At 57.8% G+C, this 15,300-nt stretch carries 21 protein-coding genes and 1 pseudogene; 13 read left to right on the top strand and 9 right to left on the bottom strand.

Features of this window, described 5'->3' with window-relative positions; translation table 11 throughout:
* Window positions 1-3: 3 nt before the first annotated feature.
* Window positions 4-714 carry a queuosine precursor transporter gene (locus WG915_RS04545; protein ID WP_339564186.1) on the bottom strand — a complete coding sequence of 237 codons (711 nt, stop codon included), beginning with the start codon at window positions 712-714 and terminating at the stop codon, window positions 4-6.
* Window positions 715-722: 8 nt separating this feature from the next.
* Between WG915_RS04545 and gluQRS the strand changes: the two genes are divergently transcribed.
* Window positions 723-1,553: a tRNA glutamyl-Q(34) synthetase GluQRS gene (gluQRS, locus tag WG915_RS04540; protein ID WP_339564185.1), complete on the top strand. Its 831-nt coding sequence runs from the start codon at window positions 723-725 to the stop codon at window positions 1,551-1,553.
* Window positions 1,550-1,849 carry a CHY zinc finger protein gene (locus tag WG915_RS04535; protein ID WP_339564184.1) on the top strand — a complete coding sequence of 100 codons (300 nt, stop codon included), beginning with the start codon at window positions 1,550-1,552 and terminating at the stop codon, window positions 1,847-1,849. Before gluQRS ends, WG915_RS04535 begins: the two co-directional genes overlap by 4 nt.
* On the opposite strand, the gene WG915_RS04530 is transcribed toward WG915_RS04535, so the two are convergent.
* Genes WG915_RS04530 through arsB form a run of 3 tightly spaced genes read right to left on the bottom strand, consistent with a single transcriptional unit; the run spans window position 1,836 to window position 5,717 of the window.
* Window positions 1,836-4,277 (bottom strand): cupredoxin domain-containing protein, encoded by a 2,442-nt coding sequence (locus tag WG915_RS04530; RefSeq protein WP_339564183.1) that lies wholly within the window; start codon window positions 4,275-4,277, stop codon window positions 1,836-1,838. The two genes, WG915_RS04535 and WG915_RS04530, sit on opposite strands and share 14 nt — an antisense overlap.
* Before the next feature lie 17 nt (window positions 4,278-4,294).
* A complete protein-coding gene (locus WG915_RS04525; RefSeq protein WP_339564182.1) occupies window positions 4,295-4,687 on the bottom strand; it encodes an arsenate-mycothiol transferase ArsC in 393 nt (130 codons plus the stop codon).
* Between the two features lies 1 nt (window position 4,688).
* Window positions 4,689-5,717, bottom strand: coding sequence for an ACR3 family arsenite efflux transporter (gene arsB / locus WG915_RS04520; protein ID WP_339564181.1), 1,029 nt, complete (start codon window positions 5,715-5,717; stop codon window positions 4,689-4,691).
* Between the two features lie 82 nt (window positions 5,718-5,799).
* Between arsB and WG915_RS04515 the strand changes: the two genes are divergently transcribed.
* Window positions 5,800-6,111, top strand: coding sequence for an ArsR/SmtB family transcription factor (locus tag WG915_RS04515; protein ID WP_339564180.1), 312 nt, complete (start codon window positions 5,800-5,802; stop codon window positions 6,109-6,111).
* On the opposite strand, the gene WG915_RS04510 is transcribed toward WG915_RS04515, so the two are convergent.
* Entirely contained in the window at window positions 6,108-7,298 is a 1,191-nt protein-coding gene (locus WG915_RS04510) for an MFS transporter (RefSeq protein ID WP_339564179.1), read from the bottom strand. The two genes, WG915_RS04515 and WG915_RS04510, sit on opposite strands and share 4 nt — an antisense overlap.
* 44 nt (window positions 7,299-7,342) lie before the next feature.
* Between WG915_RS04510 and WG915_RS04505 the strand changes: the two genes are divergently transcribed.
* Window positions 7,343-8,260, top strand: coding sequence for a LysR substrate-binding domain-containing protein (locus tag WG915_RS04505; RefSeq protein WP_339564178.1), 918 nt, complete (start codon window positions 7,343-7,345; stop codon window positions 8,258-8,260).
* 130 nt (window positions 8,261-8,390) lie between these two features.
* Here the strand turns inward: WG915_RS04505 and WG915_RS04500 are convergent, their stop codons facing one another.
* A complete protein-coding gene (locus tag WG915_RS04500) occupies window positions 8,391-8,990 on the bottom strand; it encodes a superoxide dismutase (protein ID WP_339564177.1) in 600 nt (199 codons plus the stop codon).
* Window positions 8,991-9,069: 79 nt separating this feature from the next.
* On the opposite strand from WG915_RS04500, the gene msrA reads away from it, so the two are divergent.
* Entirely contained in the window at window positions 9,070-9,687 is a 618-nt protein-coding gene (gene msrA / locus WG915_RS04495; RefSeq protein WP_339564176.1) for a peptide-methionine (S)-S-oxide reductase MsrA, read from the top strand.
* Between the two features lie 103 nt (window positions 9,688-9,790).
* Window positions 9,791-10,351, top strand: a complete 561-nt coding sequence (locus WG915_RS04490) for a hypothetical protein (protein WP_339564175.1) — start codon at window positions 9,791-9,793, stop codon at window positions 10,349-10,351.
* On the opposite strand, the gene WG915_RS04485 is transcribed toward WG915_RS04490, so the two are convergent.
* A complete protein-coding gene (locus tag WG915_RS04485) occupies window positions 10,338-10,850 on the bottom strand; it encodes an NADPH-dependent FMN reductase (RefSeq protein ID WP_339564174.1) in 513 nt (170 codons plus the stop codon). The two genes, WG915_RS04490 and WG915_RS04485, sit on opposite strands and share 14 nt — an antisense overlap.
* A 52-nt stretch (window positions 10,851-10,902) precedes the next feature.
* Between WG915_RS04485 and WG915_RS04480 the strand changes: the two genes are divergently transcribed.
* Complete coding sequence (locus tag WG915_RS04480; protein ID WP_339564173.1) at window positions 10,903-11,547, top strand: alpha-ketoglutarate-dependent dioxygenase AlkB family protein; 645 nt, start codon at window positions 10,903-10,905, stop codon at window positions 11,545-11,547.
* Here the strand turns inward: WG915_RS04480 and WG915_RS04475 are convergent.
* Complete coding sequence (locus WG915_RS04475) at window positions 11,544-11,708, bottom strand: antitoxin (RefSeq protein ID WP_339564172.1); 165 nt, start codon at window positions 11,706-11,708, stop codon at window positions 11,544-11,546. The genes WG915_RS04480 and WG915_RS04475 overlap by 4 nt on opposite strands.
* Window positions 11,709-11,932: 224 nt before the next feature.
* Window positions 11,933-12,145, bottom strand: a complete 213-nt coding sequence (locus WG915_RS04470; RefSeq protein WP_339564171.1) for an antitoxin — start codon at window positions 12,143-12,145, stop codon at window positions 11,933-11,935.
* 128 nt (window positions 12,146-12,273) lie between these two features.
* On the opposite strand from WG915_RS04470, the pseudogene WG915_RS04465 reads away from it, so the two are divergent.
* The 6 genes and pseudogenes from WG915_RS04465 to WG915_RS04440 form a co-directional block, all read left to right on the top strand.
* Window positions 12,274-12,789 (top strand): annotated as a pseudogene (locus WG915_RS04465) (DNA-3-methyladenine glycosylase I); the annotation flags it as partial.
* 89 nt (window positions 12,790-12,878) lie between these two features.
* A complete protein-coding gene (locus WG915_RS04460) occupies window positions 12,879-13,592 on the top strand; it encodes an SDR family oxidoreductase (protein ID WP_339564169.1) in 714 nt (237 codons plus the stop codon).
* Complete coding sequence (locus WG915_RS04455; RefSeq protein ID WP_339564168.1) at window positions 13,589-13,909, top strand: heavy metal-binding domain-containing protein; 321 nt, start codon at window positions 13,589-13,591, stop codon at window positions 13,907-13,909. The genes WG915_RS04460 and WG915_RS04455 overlap by 4 nt, the downstream gene beginning before the upstream one ends.
* Before the next feature lie 11 nt (window positions 13,910-13,920).
* Window positions 13,921-14,205, top strand: coding sequence for an RNA-binding S4 domain-containing protein (locus WG915_RS04450; protein WP_339564167.1), 285 nt, complete (start codon window positions 13,921-13,923; stop codon window positions 14,203-14,205).
* 2 nt (window positions 14,206-14,207) lie between these two features.
* On the top strand, window positions 14,208-15,032 hold the full coding sequence (locus WG915_RS04445) for a VOC family protein (protein ID WP_339564166.1): 825 nt from the start codon (window positions 14,208-14,210) through the stop codon (window positions 15,030-15,032).
* The gene (locus tag WG915_RS04440; RefSeq protein WP_339564165.1) at window positions 15,029-15,298 is read left to right on the top strand and encodes an MGMT family protein; all 270 of its coding nucleotides are present in this window, start codon (window positions 15,029-15,031) and stop codon (window positions 15,296-15,298) included. Before WG915_RS04445 ends, WG915_RS04440 begins: the two co-directional genes overlap by 4 nt.
* Window positions 15,299-15,300: the final 2 nt, after the last annotated feature.

Here is a 15,300-nt window from a genome sequence, read left to right as displayed (position 1 = left end):
GCGCTAGTAGTTTTCTTTCTTCTTCACCCACGCGATAACCGCATAGGTCACTGGCATCATGCACACTTCCACGGCGGTCTTCCATAGGAAGCCGACGATCGTGTAGTTCACCGTATCTTCAATAGTGCTGATGCCGATGACAGGCGCCGCGATGAGGCAGAAAATCAGGGTGTCGCCGAATTCGCCAACGACGGTGGAGGAGAGCAGCCGGGCCCAGAGGGACTTCTCGCCGGTTTTCGCTTTCATCTTCACCAGGGTGAATGAGTTTAGGAGCTGGCCGACCAGATATCCGGCGAGCGAGGCCAAGACGATCTGTGGCACCAGGCCGAGCGTGGTGGCGAAGGCATCTTGGCCTTCGTAGAAGTCCGCACGTGGCAGGGCGATGGCGATATAAAAGGCGAGGACGGCGAGCAGCATACCTGCGAAGCCGGTCCAAATGGCGTTGCGTGTGGCTTTGAAGCCGTAGCACTCGGAGAGAACGTCGCCGATGACGTAGGCGATGGGGAAGAGGAAGAAGGCGCCGTCGGTAATGATGGGACCGAAGGCTACGCCTTTAGAGGCGGTGATGTTGGAAATGATGAAGATCGCGACGAAGAGCGCGAGCAGCATCGGGTAGAAGGAACGCTGGACAGTGATGTGGCGGGGTGTATGAACGGACGCAGCTTGTTCGAAAGAGGCTGCGCCCTCCCCAGACTTAGAAGTATTCACTAGCATTAATTACCATGATCGGACGCTACGCACCTAGCCCCAGTGGTGATCTGCATTTTGGGAACCTGCGCACCGCACTGCTGGCCTGGTTGTTTGCGCGTGTCGACGGCGGTTCATTTCTCATCCGTGTTGAAGACGTCGATTCGGGGCGCTCCTCTGCCGCATCCGCCGCCCGCCAGCTGGAAGATCTCGCAGCTATCGGCCTGGATTGGGATGACGAGGTGCTGTACCAGTCGACGCGTTCGGAAGCCTATTCCGCGGCCCTGGCGGCACTGCCCACCTATGAATGCTTCTGTTCCCGGAAGGATATTCAGGAGGCTGCCCGCGCGCCGCACGCCATACCGGGTTCATATCCTGGGACCTGCCGCAACGGGGCGGTGCCAAAACTAGACAAAGCGCCAGCATTGCGGCTGCGATCTGCTGTGAGTTCCTTCACGGTGCACGACTATTTTGTTGGTGAATACTCCGGTGACGTGGATGACATGATTTTGCGGCGTGGAGATGGCGACTGGGCCTATAACCTGGCGGTGGTCGTCGACGATGCTCACCAGGGAGTCAATCAGGTGGTTCGGGGAGATGATCTGCTGTCCAGCGCGCCACGCCAGGCTTACTTGGCCAGTCTGCTCGGGCTACCGGTGCCGGAGTATGTACACGTACCGCTGGTGCTCTCCCCGGCGGGAAAACGATTGGCTAAGCGCGATGGCGCTGTGACGCTGCGGGAGATGGGTATCGATTTTGCCATGCATAAGCTCGCGGCATCGCTCGGTTTGAAGCCCGGTTCGGCGCAGGAACTGCTTGCCCAGTTTGACCCTGCCGCGGTCCCGCGAGAGCCGGTGATCTTTTGATCCGCGGGCTGCTGGTTGACCAACACGGGCGCTGCGAGCACTACCATTCGGAACTGGACGTGGTGGCCAATAAGTGCAGCGTATGCGGGGACTACTGGGCATGTCACTTGTGCCATGCGGCGGAGTCGGCTCACCCCTTTGGGCAGATACCGTTGGATGAGCCTGCCATTGAATGCGGCGTGTGTGGGCATCGCATGAGTTACCAGGAGTATGGCCCGCGGTGTCCGGCGTGCGAGGCGCAGTTTAATCCCGGGTGCTCTCTGCACGCCGGGATCTACTTTGCTATTCCACGATGATTTTGCCGCGGGCTCCGCGCTCAGCATCAATGAATTGGTGGTTGACCATCGTGTAGGTGCCAGGCTCTGGGAAGCGGGCTTCCACGAAACCACCCTGCGCCGCTAATAGATCTAGGGCTTGTGAGGCACCCGTGTCACTGTCTTTGAGCAGGTAGGCCCCTTCTTTGTAGGAGGTGTGGAACTGTGAGCCAACGATGTGGAAGCTGAGTGAGTTGTTGGGGCCGGCGTCGAGAAGCCAGAAGCGCGCGGTCTCGCCTGCCCGCATGCGGAGCGGGTTGCTGACGTACTGGTCCTCGACGGAGTTGAACATGACGCGGTCTGGTGTGCCGGCGGCTAGCTTGGTGGCGTCGACCGGGTTGGTGGGATCGTTTGTGCTGCCGTAGAGCTCCGATTGGATGATGAGGTATTCATGATCGACGGGTGCGAGGTCTGGTGGATCGATGATCACTGCGCCGAACATGCCGGCAGCGATGTGCATGGACATTGGCATCGTGCCGCAGTGGTACAGCCAGATTCCAGAGTGGTGCGCACGGAAATTATATTGCAGAGACTCGCCAGGGTTGATGCTCTTCATCGGCTCATCAGGGGAAATGAGGCCGGCATGGAAATCGATGGAGTGTGGCATCGAACCGTTGTTGACGAACTTCACCCGGAACTCGTCGCCAATTTTTCCGCGCAAGGTAGGGCCCTGCATATCGCCGTTGAAAGTCCACCGGGCGCGGCCGTCGATGACCTTCTCCTCGACGTTGATAGTGATGTCATGCACGGTGCTCGGTGGCACCACCGGGTCGATGGTGTGCGCAGGTGGCTTGCCGACGCCCGCAGCTGCCATCGCCTGATGTTGATGCTGCTGGTGCGGTTGTTGCTGGCCTTGCTGCTCAGCCGGCGCGGTCCCGGTCAGCACATCCAGTGTCATGCCTTGCATCCGGTGGCCAGCGATAGAGCACCAAGCCTGGGTGCTTTCGGTGATGACACCGGCATCGAGTTCCGCAGTCTCGCCGGGGTTTAACCTGCCAGTGGTCGCGCCGTTGGGGAATACCAGATCGTGCACCATGGAGTCTTCATTCTTTAGCGTGAGTACTAGCCGACTATTGGCCGGAACGGTGATCGAACTCGGATGGAATCTCATCTGGTTCATTGTGATGTCCATCCGCACGGTTTCCGCGCCCGCAGCGGTGCTGGCCGGTTGCGGACCTGGGTTGCCGCTAAGGAGCATTGCGGCGGCAGTGAGGACGGCGATGCCCGCCGTGATCTGATGCCACCGGGGTGCGGTATCGGGCGTGGCCAGGGGTTTATCCTTGTGGGCCATGAGTGTGCGTTGTGCCTTCACCGCCCACGGGGTGGCTGGCACTAGATATGCCAGTGAAAGGCACACTAGGGCGGAAGCCACCACTTTCAGCCAGCTATTAGAAGAGAAAATCCAGATCAGCAGCCCGCCGTTGACCAGTGTGCAACGAAACAGTCCGGCCTGATTCATCACGCGCATCCCGGCGCGGGTTGCGGTTGGGCCGCCTCCAATGGTCGTCGGCAGCAAATAGCTCATGGTTCCGATGAGCAGCTGCGCCGCGAAACCTACCGCGAGGCCTAAGACAGGTAGGTGGCCCGCTGCCAACGCAAGGATGGAGCCGATGAGCCACAAGATTGCGGCGAGTGCAGATACGGAGGCAAAGGTGACACGGTCACGCGGATCGCGCGCCACTGCCACCAAACTACTCAGGAAGCCGACGAGGGCCAGCAGCCAAGCAGCTGCGTAGATCAATAGGCCTGGGGTGAGCCAAAGGGTGCCTACCACTAATCCCACGATGGCGATCCCTACCGACCAGCGCGTGAAGTCCCATTTGATCTGGGTGCGCCACATGGCGGGGAAGAGCACCGCCAGGGAGCCTAGTGCAGCCAGGCCTACAAAGCCGCCGAAGTTGAGAAGCAGGTGTGCAGGCAAGAGCTCGGAATAGCCGAGCCCGAGGAGTCCGCCCAGGATGGCGCCGGCAACGAGGGAGATTGCGGAGGCCACGTAGGCGACGATTGAGTGAGCGAAACGCTGTGAAGGTCGGAATTGTCGGCCCAACACAATGGCGTGGCATCCAAAGAGAGCAGCAATGGCGCTCGCCCCCAAGACCACTAGCCAGGATTGTCCCAGCACTCGACCGAGGATGGTGATGATGAAGGCTACATTGAGTGCGTAAACGCGAGCGACGAAGCTGCGCCGCTGTGACTGGCTGAAGTCCGCATGCATCCATTTTTCGGTGAAGTGAAAACTCCAGAGGTGGATGGAATTGCTGAGGATTCCCAGCGTGAGCATGTGGATGAGCATCCACCGGTATTCGGGGATGAGGATGTGGCTAGCTCCAGCAATGATGAGGGCAAGCATCCACCACGACACCGGTTTGCTTGCGGTCTTATGCCAGCTCTTCCGCCCACTTTTAATCATGTATATAACATACAGGATTAAGCTTGTTTTAGCTCTTCCGCCAGGGTGCGCACTCGGTTGTCTATGTCCTCGCGAAGCAAGCGCATGCGCTCCATGCCGGTGATGCCGTCGTGTGAAGGCTCAATGGTGTCCCACAACTCTACGGTGCCAGCAACTTGCGCCTGCTTGCCCAAAACGATGACTCGGTCGGCATTCAATAACAGCAGCGGGTCAATGGGCTTCGGAGTCTCCTGTGACATGTCGGCGCCAACTTCGGCGATGGCGGCAACGGACTCCTCATTGAGAGTGCTTCCCGGGTGAGTGCCTGCGGAGTGAACCTCGATCCAATCGCCAGCATGTTTGCGGAGCAGGGCTGCTGCCATCTGGGACTTGCCGCCATTGCTCACGCAGATAAACAAAACCTTCTTCATATTAAGACTCCTGAGGGTAGAGGCGGGGCTTGAGGGATTTCATGACATACACCAGCGCGACCAGGACCGGCACCTCGATCAACGGCCCCACTGTTCCGGCGAGCGCTTGGCCGGAGCTGGCTCCGAAGGTGCCGATCGCCACCGCGATGGCCAGCTCAAAATTGTTGCCTGCGGCAGTAAAAGCCACGGATGTGGATTGGGCATACCCCATCCCGGAGCGCCAGGAAGCAAGGACGCCGATGAAAAACATTCCGAAGAAATAGCACAATAGTGGCGCCGCGAGGCGAGCGACCGCCCAGGGATTCTCGGCGATGTGCTCGCCCTGCAGGGCAAAGAGCAAAACAATGGTGTACAGCAGGCCGAGCAGTGCGAGTGGGGAGATCTGGGGAAGGAAGGAACTTTCGTACCAATCGCGACCTTTAAGCTTCTCGCCGATAACGCGGGAGAGTGCTCCGAGCAGTAGTGGAATACCGAGAAAAATCAGCACCGAGGAAACGATGGTCCAAAATGAAAACTCAGCAGAGGTGGTCGGCAGGCCAAGTTGGCTAGGCAGTATTTGGAGATAAAACCAGCCGAGGATGCCAAACATTAGAACCTGAAAAACTGAGTTCACGGCAACCAGTACCGCGGTAGCTTCTTTGTCGCCGCAGGCCAGGTCGGACCATACCAAGACCATGGCGATGCACCGGGCTAGGCCAACGATGATTAGGCCGGTACGTAGTTCGGGTTGGTCGGGCAGGAAGAGCCAGGCCAGGGCAAACATGAATGCGGGGCCGATGAGCCAATTGAGGAGCAGGGAAACGATCATGAGGCGGCGGTCAGAAGCGAGCTTGCTTGCTTTGTCGTAGCGCACCTTAGCTAGAGGTGGGTACATCATGACGAATAGGCCGATCGCGATGGGGATCGAGATTCCTGCCAGGTGCATCGAGTTCAGTGCGGAGGCTAAGTGGGGAAATATGTTGCTCAGCGCCAGGCCGGCACCCATGGCGAGCAGGATCCAGGCGGGAAGGAAACGGTCCAGGAGAGACATCTGTGGCAGGCTTTCATATCGAAGGGTATCGATATGAAATGCTAGCTTTTATATCGACGGACGTCAATATAGACTGGTGGTCATGGGTTGTTGTTCCTTATGTGATGGACCACTGTCGGCAGAAGACTCGAAAAAGTACGCCATGCTCTTCAAGGTTTTGTCGGACCCAGTACGGCTTCAGTTGCTGTCTGAAATAGAAGCGGCCGGCTGCGGGCCGCTCTCCGTAACCGATTTGGTGTCGCGCACTGATTTGTCCCAACCAACGGTGTCGCACCATCTGAAGAAGCTCAGTGATGCAGGTTTACTACGAAAGGTACGCGAAGGTCGCACTGTCACGCATGTGATGCAGCCCGAGGTGTTCCAGGAATTGCAAAAGGTCCTGAGCCTGGACTAGTCCTGGCCGGATTGCTCGCGGGTCGACCATAGCCAAGCGCTGATGAGAACGATCAGCGCCGTCAACGCTGAGAGCCACATCGTGAACTGGAACCAGCCAATATGCATCACCATGCCAGATAGCCAGCCGATGATAGAGCTGCCAACGTAATAACAAAACAGGTACATGCTGGACGCCTCCGCACGATGCTCAGTGGCAAGGATGCCTACCCAGCTCGAGGCCGTCGAATGCAGCGCAAAAAACGAGGCTGTGAAAATGAAAAGCGCCAGTAGAATCACGCTCAGATGGCCTGAATTGAGTACTGGCAGGGCCGCCAGCATCAGCAGCGCCATACTCAGCACCACTGGTCCGCGGCCCCAGCGTTTTACCATCGAGCCTGCGCGTGCCGACGACCAAGTCCCCGCAAGGTACATGATGAAAAGCAGTCCGACAAGGCCTTCACTGAGCCCGAATAGTTGGATCATTCGAAAGCCAAGAAAATTGTAAACCGAAACAAAGGTCCCCATCGCTAGCAGTGGCAGGATGAATAGTGCTGCCAGCCGTGGATTTCTCCAGTGTCCCAGCATGGCCTGCACTTCAGCCTTGGCATGTAGTTGCTTGGCGTGGAAATGTTGCTGTGCTGGGAGTAGCAACCACACTAGGGCTGCCATCGTCAGAGCGAACACGGCGTTGATGCCCATTGCCCAGCGCCAGCTAGCAAATTCCAGGATTGTCGATGGGATGATGCGGCCGAGTAGCCCGCCGAAGGCATTTCCCGCGATGTATAGCCCCATAGCGCCGGCGAGATCGCGAGCATCGATTTCTTCCGAAAGCCACGCCATGGCCACCGCCGGTGTGCCAGCGAAGAAAGCTCCTTGGAGGCCGCGCAGGGCGATGATGAGGTTTGGATCGCTGAGGAAAGGAATGACCAGCCCGACTGCGGTGGCGGCTATCAGGGAGCCGGCTAGGATGCGGCCGCGGCCGAACCTTTCCGACAAGATTGAAGCCGGCACCACACACAGGGCGAGCATGCCGGTCGCCGCAGAAATGGTGAGGGCCGCCGTGGTGGGGGAGATACTAAAAACTTCTGAAAAGGTCGGCAGGAGCGCTTGGGTGCAGTAGAGTCCGTTAAACGTGGCTAACCCAACGGCAAGCATCGCCCACGTTGCCCGTTTGTATGCTGCGTCCGTCCGCCTTATGCCCGTCATGATTCCATCGTGCCTATGCTGGTTGTATTAGTAAAGTGCGAAGAATGGCTCTAATTAATCCGGAGGATGAATTGAATCTCGCTAGCAGCGACATCGCCAGTTTTCTCGCCGTGGCGGAGTCCGGGCACCTCACTGAAACGGCAGCTCGCTTGGGGGTGCCCCAACCAACTCTCTCGCGTCGCATTGCCCGCCTAGAGGAAGAACTGGGGGCGACGCTGTTTGATCGCGTCGGGCGAACCCTGCAGCTTAATACCCGTGGCCGTGCCTTCCAGCGCTATGCCCGCGCGCTCCTCTCGGCCGCCGAGGCAGGGAGCCGCGAAGTCCACCGCCTGATGGATCCCGAGTTGGGCACCGTGCGCATTGGCTTCATGCATTCCCTGGGTACTTGGCTCGTGCCGGCTCTCCTGCGCGAATACCGCGCCCGTTATCCGAAAGTACAGTTTGAGCTCCGGCAGGGGCCCGCGCGTGAGCTGGAGCAGGCAGTGCTTGACGACGCCCTGGACCTCGCCTTCGTCAGCCCGGAGCCTGCCAGTACCGACGTCGCCTGGACTACGGTGGCCCAGCAGCGACTAGGCCTAGCAGTTCCCGCCGGCCACAAGTTCGCCACGAAGACTGCGGTCAAACTCTCTGCAGCCAAGGATGAGCCGTTCATCGGCATGCTGCCTGGTTATGGCATTCAGATAATCCTAAATCGACTGGCAGCTGACGCGGGTTTTGAGCCAAAGATCGCCTTTGAAACAATGGAAATGACAACTGTTGCTGGACTCGTGGCCGCTGGCCTGGGAGTTGCTTTGTTGCCCATGGGGGATTCGGCGCTGGTCCCCGAGGGTGTTTCCGTGGTACCTCTCACACCAACGCAGGGGCGCGATATTGGCATGATCTGGCGCGCCGGGCTAGCCGAGGCACCGCCGGTGGAACTGTTCCGGCAGTTCGTGCTGGGGAAAATGCAAGTTCTCGTTTAGGGAGCGTGAGCGAATAAGGCCTGCGGAACTGGAGATCGAGCCCAGCTGGCTTGTACTCCAGCCACGACGAAACCCACCGCCCGTGCAGTGGACAGCACTGGTGGGCGATGGGTTGAGTCGGCGAGAACGATTACTTAGCAGCTGCGAAGCGCTTGGCAACTTCTTCCCAGTTGAAAACGTTCCAGACAGCCTTGACGTAGTCTGCCTTCACGTTCTTGTACTGGAGGTAGAAGGCGTGCTCCCACATGTCGAGCATGAGCAGTGGGCGCAGGTCGATGGAGAGGTTGCCCTGCTGGTCGGTCATCTGCTCGATAACGAGGCGCTCGCCGAGGGTGTCCCACGCCAGAACTGCCCAGCCGGAGCCCTGCAGGCCGAGGGCAGCAGCCTCGAAGTGTGCCTGGAATGCTTCGAAAGAGCCGAAGTTGCGGTCAATAGCCTCCGCGAGCTCGCCGGTTGGCTGGCCGCCAGCGTTAGGTGCCAGGTTCTTCCAGAACAGGGAGTGGTTGGTGTGGCCGCCCAAGTTGAAAGCGAGGTCCTTAGAAAGGCCAGTAACAACTGCGCCGATGGTGCCATCCTGGCGTGCAGCTTCCATCTTTTCAAGGGCAGCGTTTGCGCCGTTGACGTAGTTCTGATGGTGCTTGGTGTGGTGCAGCTCCATGATCTCAGCGGAGATGTGTGGCTCGAGAGCATCGTATGCGTAGTCGAGCTGTGGCAGTTCGTATTTAGCCATGTGCTTAAAACCTTTCGTTTGACGGTGTGACCCCCATGATAGGCGCGATTGGGGATTTCGCAACGATATAGTGTCGTATATGGGCTTCCTCTTTGCGCCGAAACCAGAAATGGTCACCCCCGAATCTGCGCTGCGTGGCGGATCGATGCCGGTGAACCCTGATCCTGCACCACACGCCGTGTTCGGCACCCCGTTGCGACAAGATGGAAAGGAAGTCTTGATTGGCATCGGATGTTTCTGGGGCGCTGAAAAACTCATGTGGAACACCCCGGGTGTTGTCTCGACCGAGGTCGGATACGCTGGCGGCTTCACTCCTAACCCGACCTACCGTGAGGTCTGCTCTGGGCGCACCGGCCATGCAGAGGTGGTGCGGGTGCTTTTCGACGACTCACTCAGCGTTCGCGATATTGTGGCCCTTGCTTTGGAGGCACATGACCCTACGCAGGGATACCGCCAGGGCAATGACGTCGGCACGCAGTACCGCTCCATCTTTTGCACGCATGAGCCGGAGGTAGTGCGGGATGTTGTGTCGCGTTACGGCGAAAAGCTCGCTGAGCATGGTTTTCCGCCCATCACCACGGAAGTGACTGCGATGCAGCCTTTCTATTTGGCGGAAGATGAGCACCAGCAGTACTTGTATAAAAACCCACACGGCTATTGTCCAGTGCACTCCACAGGGATTTCCTGCGGTAACTAAGGCGGCCTATAAAGATTGGGTAACTACCCGCTGTAGGTATTGACTGTCAATAGTGCTCATGTTGTGGTGGCAGTGTCAGTACCCACAGTGAGGAAGGATTGCTATGACCGCCAAACGTTCAACCGCGCTGCTGGTTGCCGGGTTTACGGCTGGGGCGATAGCGTGCACTAACCCAGCGTTCGCCGATACGGAAGCCCCAGGGGCTGAATCGATTTCGCCTGGGTTGTGCGCACATGCCCGTCATGCTGGAGGCCCAGCTAATTTGACCTCTGAGCCAGTGTCGGAAGAAGAAAAGCAACAATGGCTGGATCGGATAGATCAGGATGCCAAGCTCGATGGCCTCGTTATCCACTCTGGCTTGGACTCACTTAAGTATGAGGATGCGACCGTCAACAAGACTAAAACGGATGCCGGTGAGTTCACCGTCGTTTTGATTCCAATCGGTGGCGAATACTCGGAGACCAGTAGCTTCGCTGCAATGTTTGACAACTCCGGCGAGACCTTGGCGTACACGGAAGCCTTGTATCCACTTGGCGACGGCGAACCTGTCCAGATGGAGCGATATGTCAACGGCAAGCGTGCAGATGGCAGCCAAACTGATCTGCATTGCTTGAGTGAGTCGGCAGCAGTCCCTGAAGGGGGAACTGGCGTTAGTCTGCCTTAAGCTGCTCGACGGCTAGGGTCAATGCGCCAATCTGGTGGTCGCCGGGCACAAATGTGCCATCGACCATTTCAGTGTTGAGGTTGATGGAAACCTGGGCTCGCGGCAGCCTCATCGAAAAGTTGTGCAGTACGATTCGCAGCTGGTCAACGGCGCGAATAGCACCATCGAAGCCGTAGGAGATGAAGCTAGCCTTCTTGCCCTGCAACTCGACGCCGAGTGAGTCGATGGCATTCTTCAGGGCGCCCGGAATGCCGTGGTTGTACTCGCCGGTGACAAAAATGTAGGCGTCATACTTGGACATTGCGTCCGCCCACGCCTGCTGCTCCGGGACGTCGTACTTGCCCTTCATTGCCATTGGTGGGGCGCTGGTCAGTAGTGGCAGATTAAAGCTCTTGAGGTCAACCAGCTCGGCACCGGCAATGTTGGATACTGCCCACTTGGCAACCTGGGGGCCGAAGCGGCCCTCGCGGATTGAGCCGAGTACTACTGCGATCTTCATCAATTCATCCTTTGTTGATATATCTACAACTGTCGGCAGTTATCCTAACACCGTGCCAGCTTTATTTGCAGAACTCCCACGACCACCCAAGCGTATTGCCGCAGGAGTGGCGCATGTGCCAGCTTACTTATCCCCCAATATGCAGGCGGATCTAGTCGAGGCTGCGCGGCAAGTTAGTCGTGGCATGGCTCGCCCCACGCTGCCTTCCGGACAAATGAGTGTGTATATGCAGCCACTCGGCTATCGCTGGCAGGGCAATCTCAATAGCTATGAGCCCTCGCCGTTGCCTATGCCGCAGTGGGCGCGACAGCTCGGCAGGCAAGGGTTGCTGATGGCGTCGAAAAGCGCGCCGGAACTGTCGGGTTGGGTGAGGCGCTTTCGGCCGGAGATGCTTCTGATCAATTACTACCCGCCGGGTGCGAGGATGGGGATGCATCAGGATGCGGGGGAAGAATCGGAGGCACCAATTGTGTCAATCTCAATCGGGGATTCGGCACTGTTTCGCCTGGGTAATACAGAAAACCGCAACCGTCCGTGGTGTGAAATTCAACTGCTATCCGGTGACCTCCTCGTGTTTGGTGGAGAGCATCGGCGAGCATTTCATGGCGTGCCAAAGGTGTATGACGGCACAGCGCCGGAAGGTTGCGGCATTCGGGAGGGGCGGATCAATTTTACGATCCGCCAAGTAAATCTTTAGCCCTTGAGGTGGTCGTGGGCGGCATCTTGGGCGCGATCCACGTGGTGTTCATGTTGGCCACCGGTTTTTGCGTCAAGGGCATCGCCTGCCTTATCGACGACCTGGTCAGCCTTCTCGGGGTTTTTGGCTGCCATGTCCTTTGCCTTATCAAAAACGCTCATGGTGCTTACCTTTCGTTTCGGATGACTGGTACATGGTCCACGCTAGGGGCGCTGACGGGAGATCGCCACCTACTCTTTGGGACGGCGCGGTCATGAGCTGGTATTTTGCTCAAATCTCGATGGAAGTGAAACGGGAACGTAATGCGGTTGTGATTGGGTGACGTTGGATAGGGCATTAAAAAAGCCACGACCTTAACGGTCGCGGCTCGGTAGTGCGATGAGGCTTAGTGCGGCTGCTCAGGGGTCTCTTCCTGGGCTGGCGTGGCAGCGTGCTGGCCGTGCATCTTTTCCTTCGCCATTTGCTGGGCCTGGTCTACCTTGTCGGCATACTTGCCCTGCGTCTTGGAGTCGACGATGTCGCCGACCTTTTCGATGATCTCGTCGACTTTTCCGGGGTTCTTCTCTGCGAAGTCCTTAGCCTGGTCCATGATTCCCATGTCAATGCCTTTCGTTAGATGTAAGACTCATTCTAAGCTGTGGCGAGCCTGTCGGCTGGCTAATTGATTCAAGGGGTGGAACGCGTGTTCTAATTGTGAAGGCGGTGGGGTCCCGCCCGCCCACTAACATGGCAGACATGAACACAACCCTTAATGAACATGGCCTAGTTTCCTGCACTGATGGTCGGATTCGCCCGCAGTGGGCCCAGTCTTCCGACTTGCTGCGTGATTATTATGACAACGAGTGGGGCAGGCCCATCAGAACTGAAAATGAGGCTTTTGAACGGCTGGTGCTGGAAGGATTTCAAGCTGGCCTGTCCTGGGAAACCATCCTTAAAAAACGGCCAGCATTTCGAGCCGCCTTTGCCAATTTCGACGTGGACACCGTTGCCGGTTTCAACGCCAAAGACGTGGAAACACTACTAGCTAACCCAGGAATTATCCGAAATCGAAACAAGATCTGCGCCGCGGTCCACAACGCCGCCCGGGTACAAGAACTGCGTGACGACGGCGGTCTCCTTGCCTTCCTAGCCTCCTTTGCCCCCACGGATTGGGAACGTCCAACCCATGCGGAGACGGCTGCCACCGTGTCAAAAGAATCTGCGGCGATGGCGCGGGCCTTGAAGGAGCGAGGCTTTAAGTTTGTTGGCCCTACCATCTGCTTTGCGCTCATGGAGGCTACAGGTTTGATAAACAACCGCGTACTCGGCGCATCCGATCTATTGTAGGAACTATGACTGCAGCAACCCAAAAGACGGCACTCGTTACCGGAGCTTCTAGCGGTATTGGTGCGGCCACGGCGGAAGCACTTGCCAAGGACGGTTGGCACGTGTTCGTCGCTGCGCGTCGCGCTGATCGGATTAAAGAGGTGGCGGAGCGAATCGGAGGCACCGCCATTGAACTCGACGTAACAGATCTGGATTCCGTTGCCCGCATGGCCGAACAGATTGAGCAACTGGATCTACTGGTCAATAACGCAGGTGGCGCTAAGGGTCTCGATTCCGTAGCGGACGCAGACCTGGATGATTGGCGCTGGATGTATGAAACCAATGTCATCGGCACGTTAAATGTCACTCGTGCTCTGTTAGATGCGCTCATCGCCGCAGACGGCACGATCATCAACGTCGGCTCGGTCGCCGCGCTGAACCCGTATCCGGGAGGCGCTGGCTACAACGCCGCGAAGTTCGGTGTCCGCGCGATGACTTCGGTATTGCGCCAAGAAACCATCGATACTCCGCTGCGCATCACCGAAATCGATCCCGGCCGCGTCAAAACCGATTTCTCTCTCATCCGCTTTAAAGGCGATGCTGACAAAGCCGAGGAGGTCTACGCGGACAAACTCAACCTGACAGCAGCGGATATCGCTGAGACCGTGCGTTGGGTCGCTTCGCTGCCATCCCACGTCAATATTGAAAACATGACCATCAAACCAAAGGATCAGCTGTGATTGTTAGCACTACCAATAACATCGAAGGCCGCCAAATCGGTCAGTACATTCGGGTTGTCGCCGGGGAGACCATCGTCGGGATCAACGCTTTCAAGGACTTCACCGCCGGACTGCGCAACATCGTCGGTGGCCGCAGCGAAGCCTATGAAGGTGAAGCCCAGGCAGCTCGAGAGAACGCTCTCGCCGAAATGGTGCAGCGGGCAGCGGAGCTCGGCGCCGATGCTGTTGTCGGAGTTGCCCTGGACTACTCCACCATGGGACAGGCAAATAACATGCTGATGGTGAGCGCAACTGGAACCGCAGTGAAACTGGCGTAAGCTTTCCTTCCATGTATGACGTCGGAATCAAAGACGAAACCATCAAACTGGGTCAATTCATCAAATTGGCCAACCTTGTTGATACTGGCGGGGCAGCTAAGGAAGCTATTGCTGCAGGCCACATCACTGTGAATGGGGAAGTGGATACTCGCCGCGGAAAAACCCTTCGCCACGGAGACGTGGTGTGTCTCGGCGAGAATTGCGCCCGTGTTGTAGCCAGCGAGGACGATGATGACTTCTTCGATGAGGCAACCGCCAACGACGATTTCGACTACGAGAAGTGGAGGAACATGTAACCATGCCCGCCTTTGAAGCACGACATGGAATGCCGATCTGGGTGGAGCTGTCTACCTCGGATATCCGAAAAGCCTCCCACTTCTACTCAGAAATCCTGAGCTGGGAAATCGGTGATGAACAGGACTACCGTATGGCCCGCTGCCAGGGGCTACCGGTGGCTGGACTGGTACACCAAACTGAAGCCACTATGCCTGATATGTGGGTGACGTACTTCTACACCGAGAATCTAGAAAACTCGGTGGAGCGCGTCGCTGAACTCGGCGGCCGTGTAATCCTCGAACCTGCCCAAGTCTCCCGGGGAGAAATTGCGCTGTGTGTTGACCCAGCCGGCGCTGTCTTTGGACTCTTGGCCACCGATGAAGTCTTTGTTGCAGGCGGCGAGCCAGGCACTCCGGTGTGGCATGAACTCACCGCTACCACCAACTATGGCAAAGCAGTGGAATTCTATGAAGAACTCTTTGGTTGGGTGACCCAAGCTCTTGGTTCCGAAATCGCAGAGGGCAACGAGTTCAACTACACCACCGCCCTGGAAGATGGCGCACAGTTCGCTGGTATCTGGGATGCAAAGGGACAGTTCCCGCCCCAGGTACCGAGCTTCTGGCAGACCTACCTTGGAGTCGCGAACGTCGATGACGCTGCTAATAAGGTTACTGAGCTTGGTGGCACCCTCATTCGGGAACCATGGGACTCTGACTTCGGCCGGATGGCTCTGATTGCAGATTCCACGGGAGCCACCCTCACCTTGGCGCAGATCGCAGAACCCACGGAAGAAGGCAGAGAAGAAGACCCGCTCCAGGGCATTGATCTCAGCCAGTTTGGACTGTGACACCGCTGGCAGAAGCAGTAGTCGACTACGTCTCCGCCATTCCCCGTGGGCAAGTGGCAACCTATGGTGAAGTCGGCGCTGCCGTCGGCTGTGGGCCACGACAAGTCGGCCGCATCATGCGGGACTATGGCGGGATCACTTGCTGGTGGCGGGTTGTGCGTGCCGACGGCACCAGCGCTGTTGCAGACAGTGCTCGCCCACACTGGATCGCGGACGGACTACCCCTCACCGAAACCGGAGTGGACCTCCGCACCCTAGGCCAATAGCC

Origin of the sequence: Corynebacterium sp. H128 (genome assembly GCF_037482625.1) — a bacterium.
Taxonomy (GTDB): domain Bacteria; phylum Actinomycetota; class Actinomycetes; order Mycobacteriales; family Mycobacteriaceae; genus Corynebacterium.
This window is presented reverse-complemented; position numbering and strand designations above follow the sequence as displayed.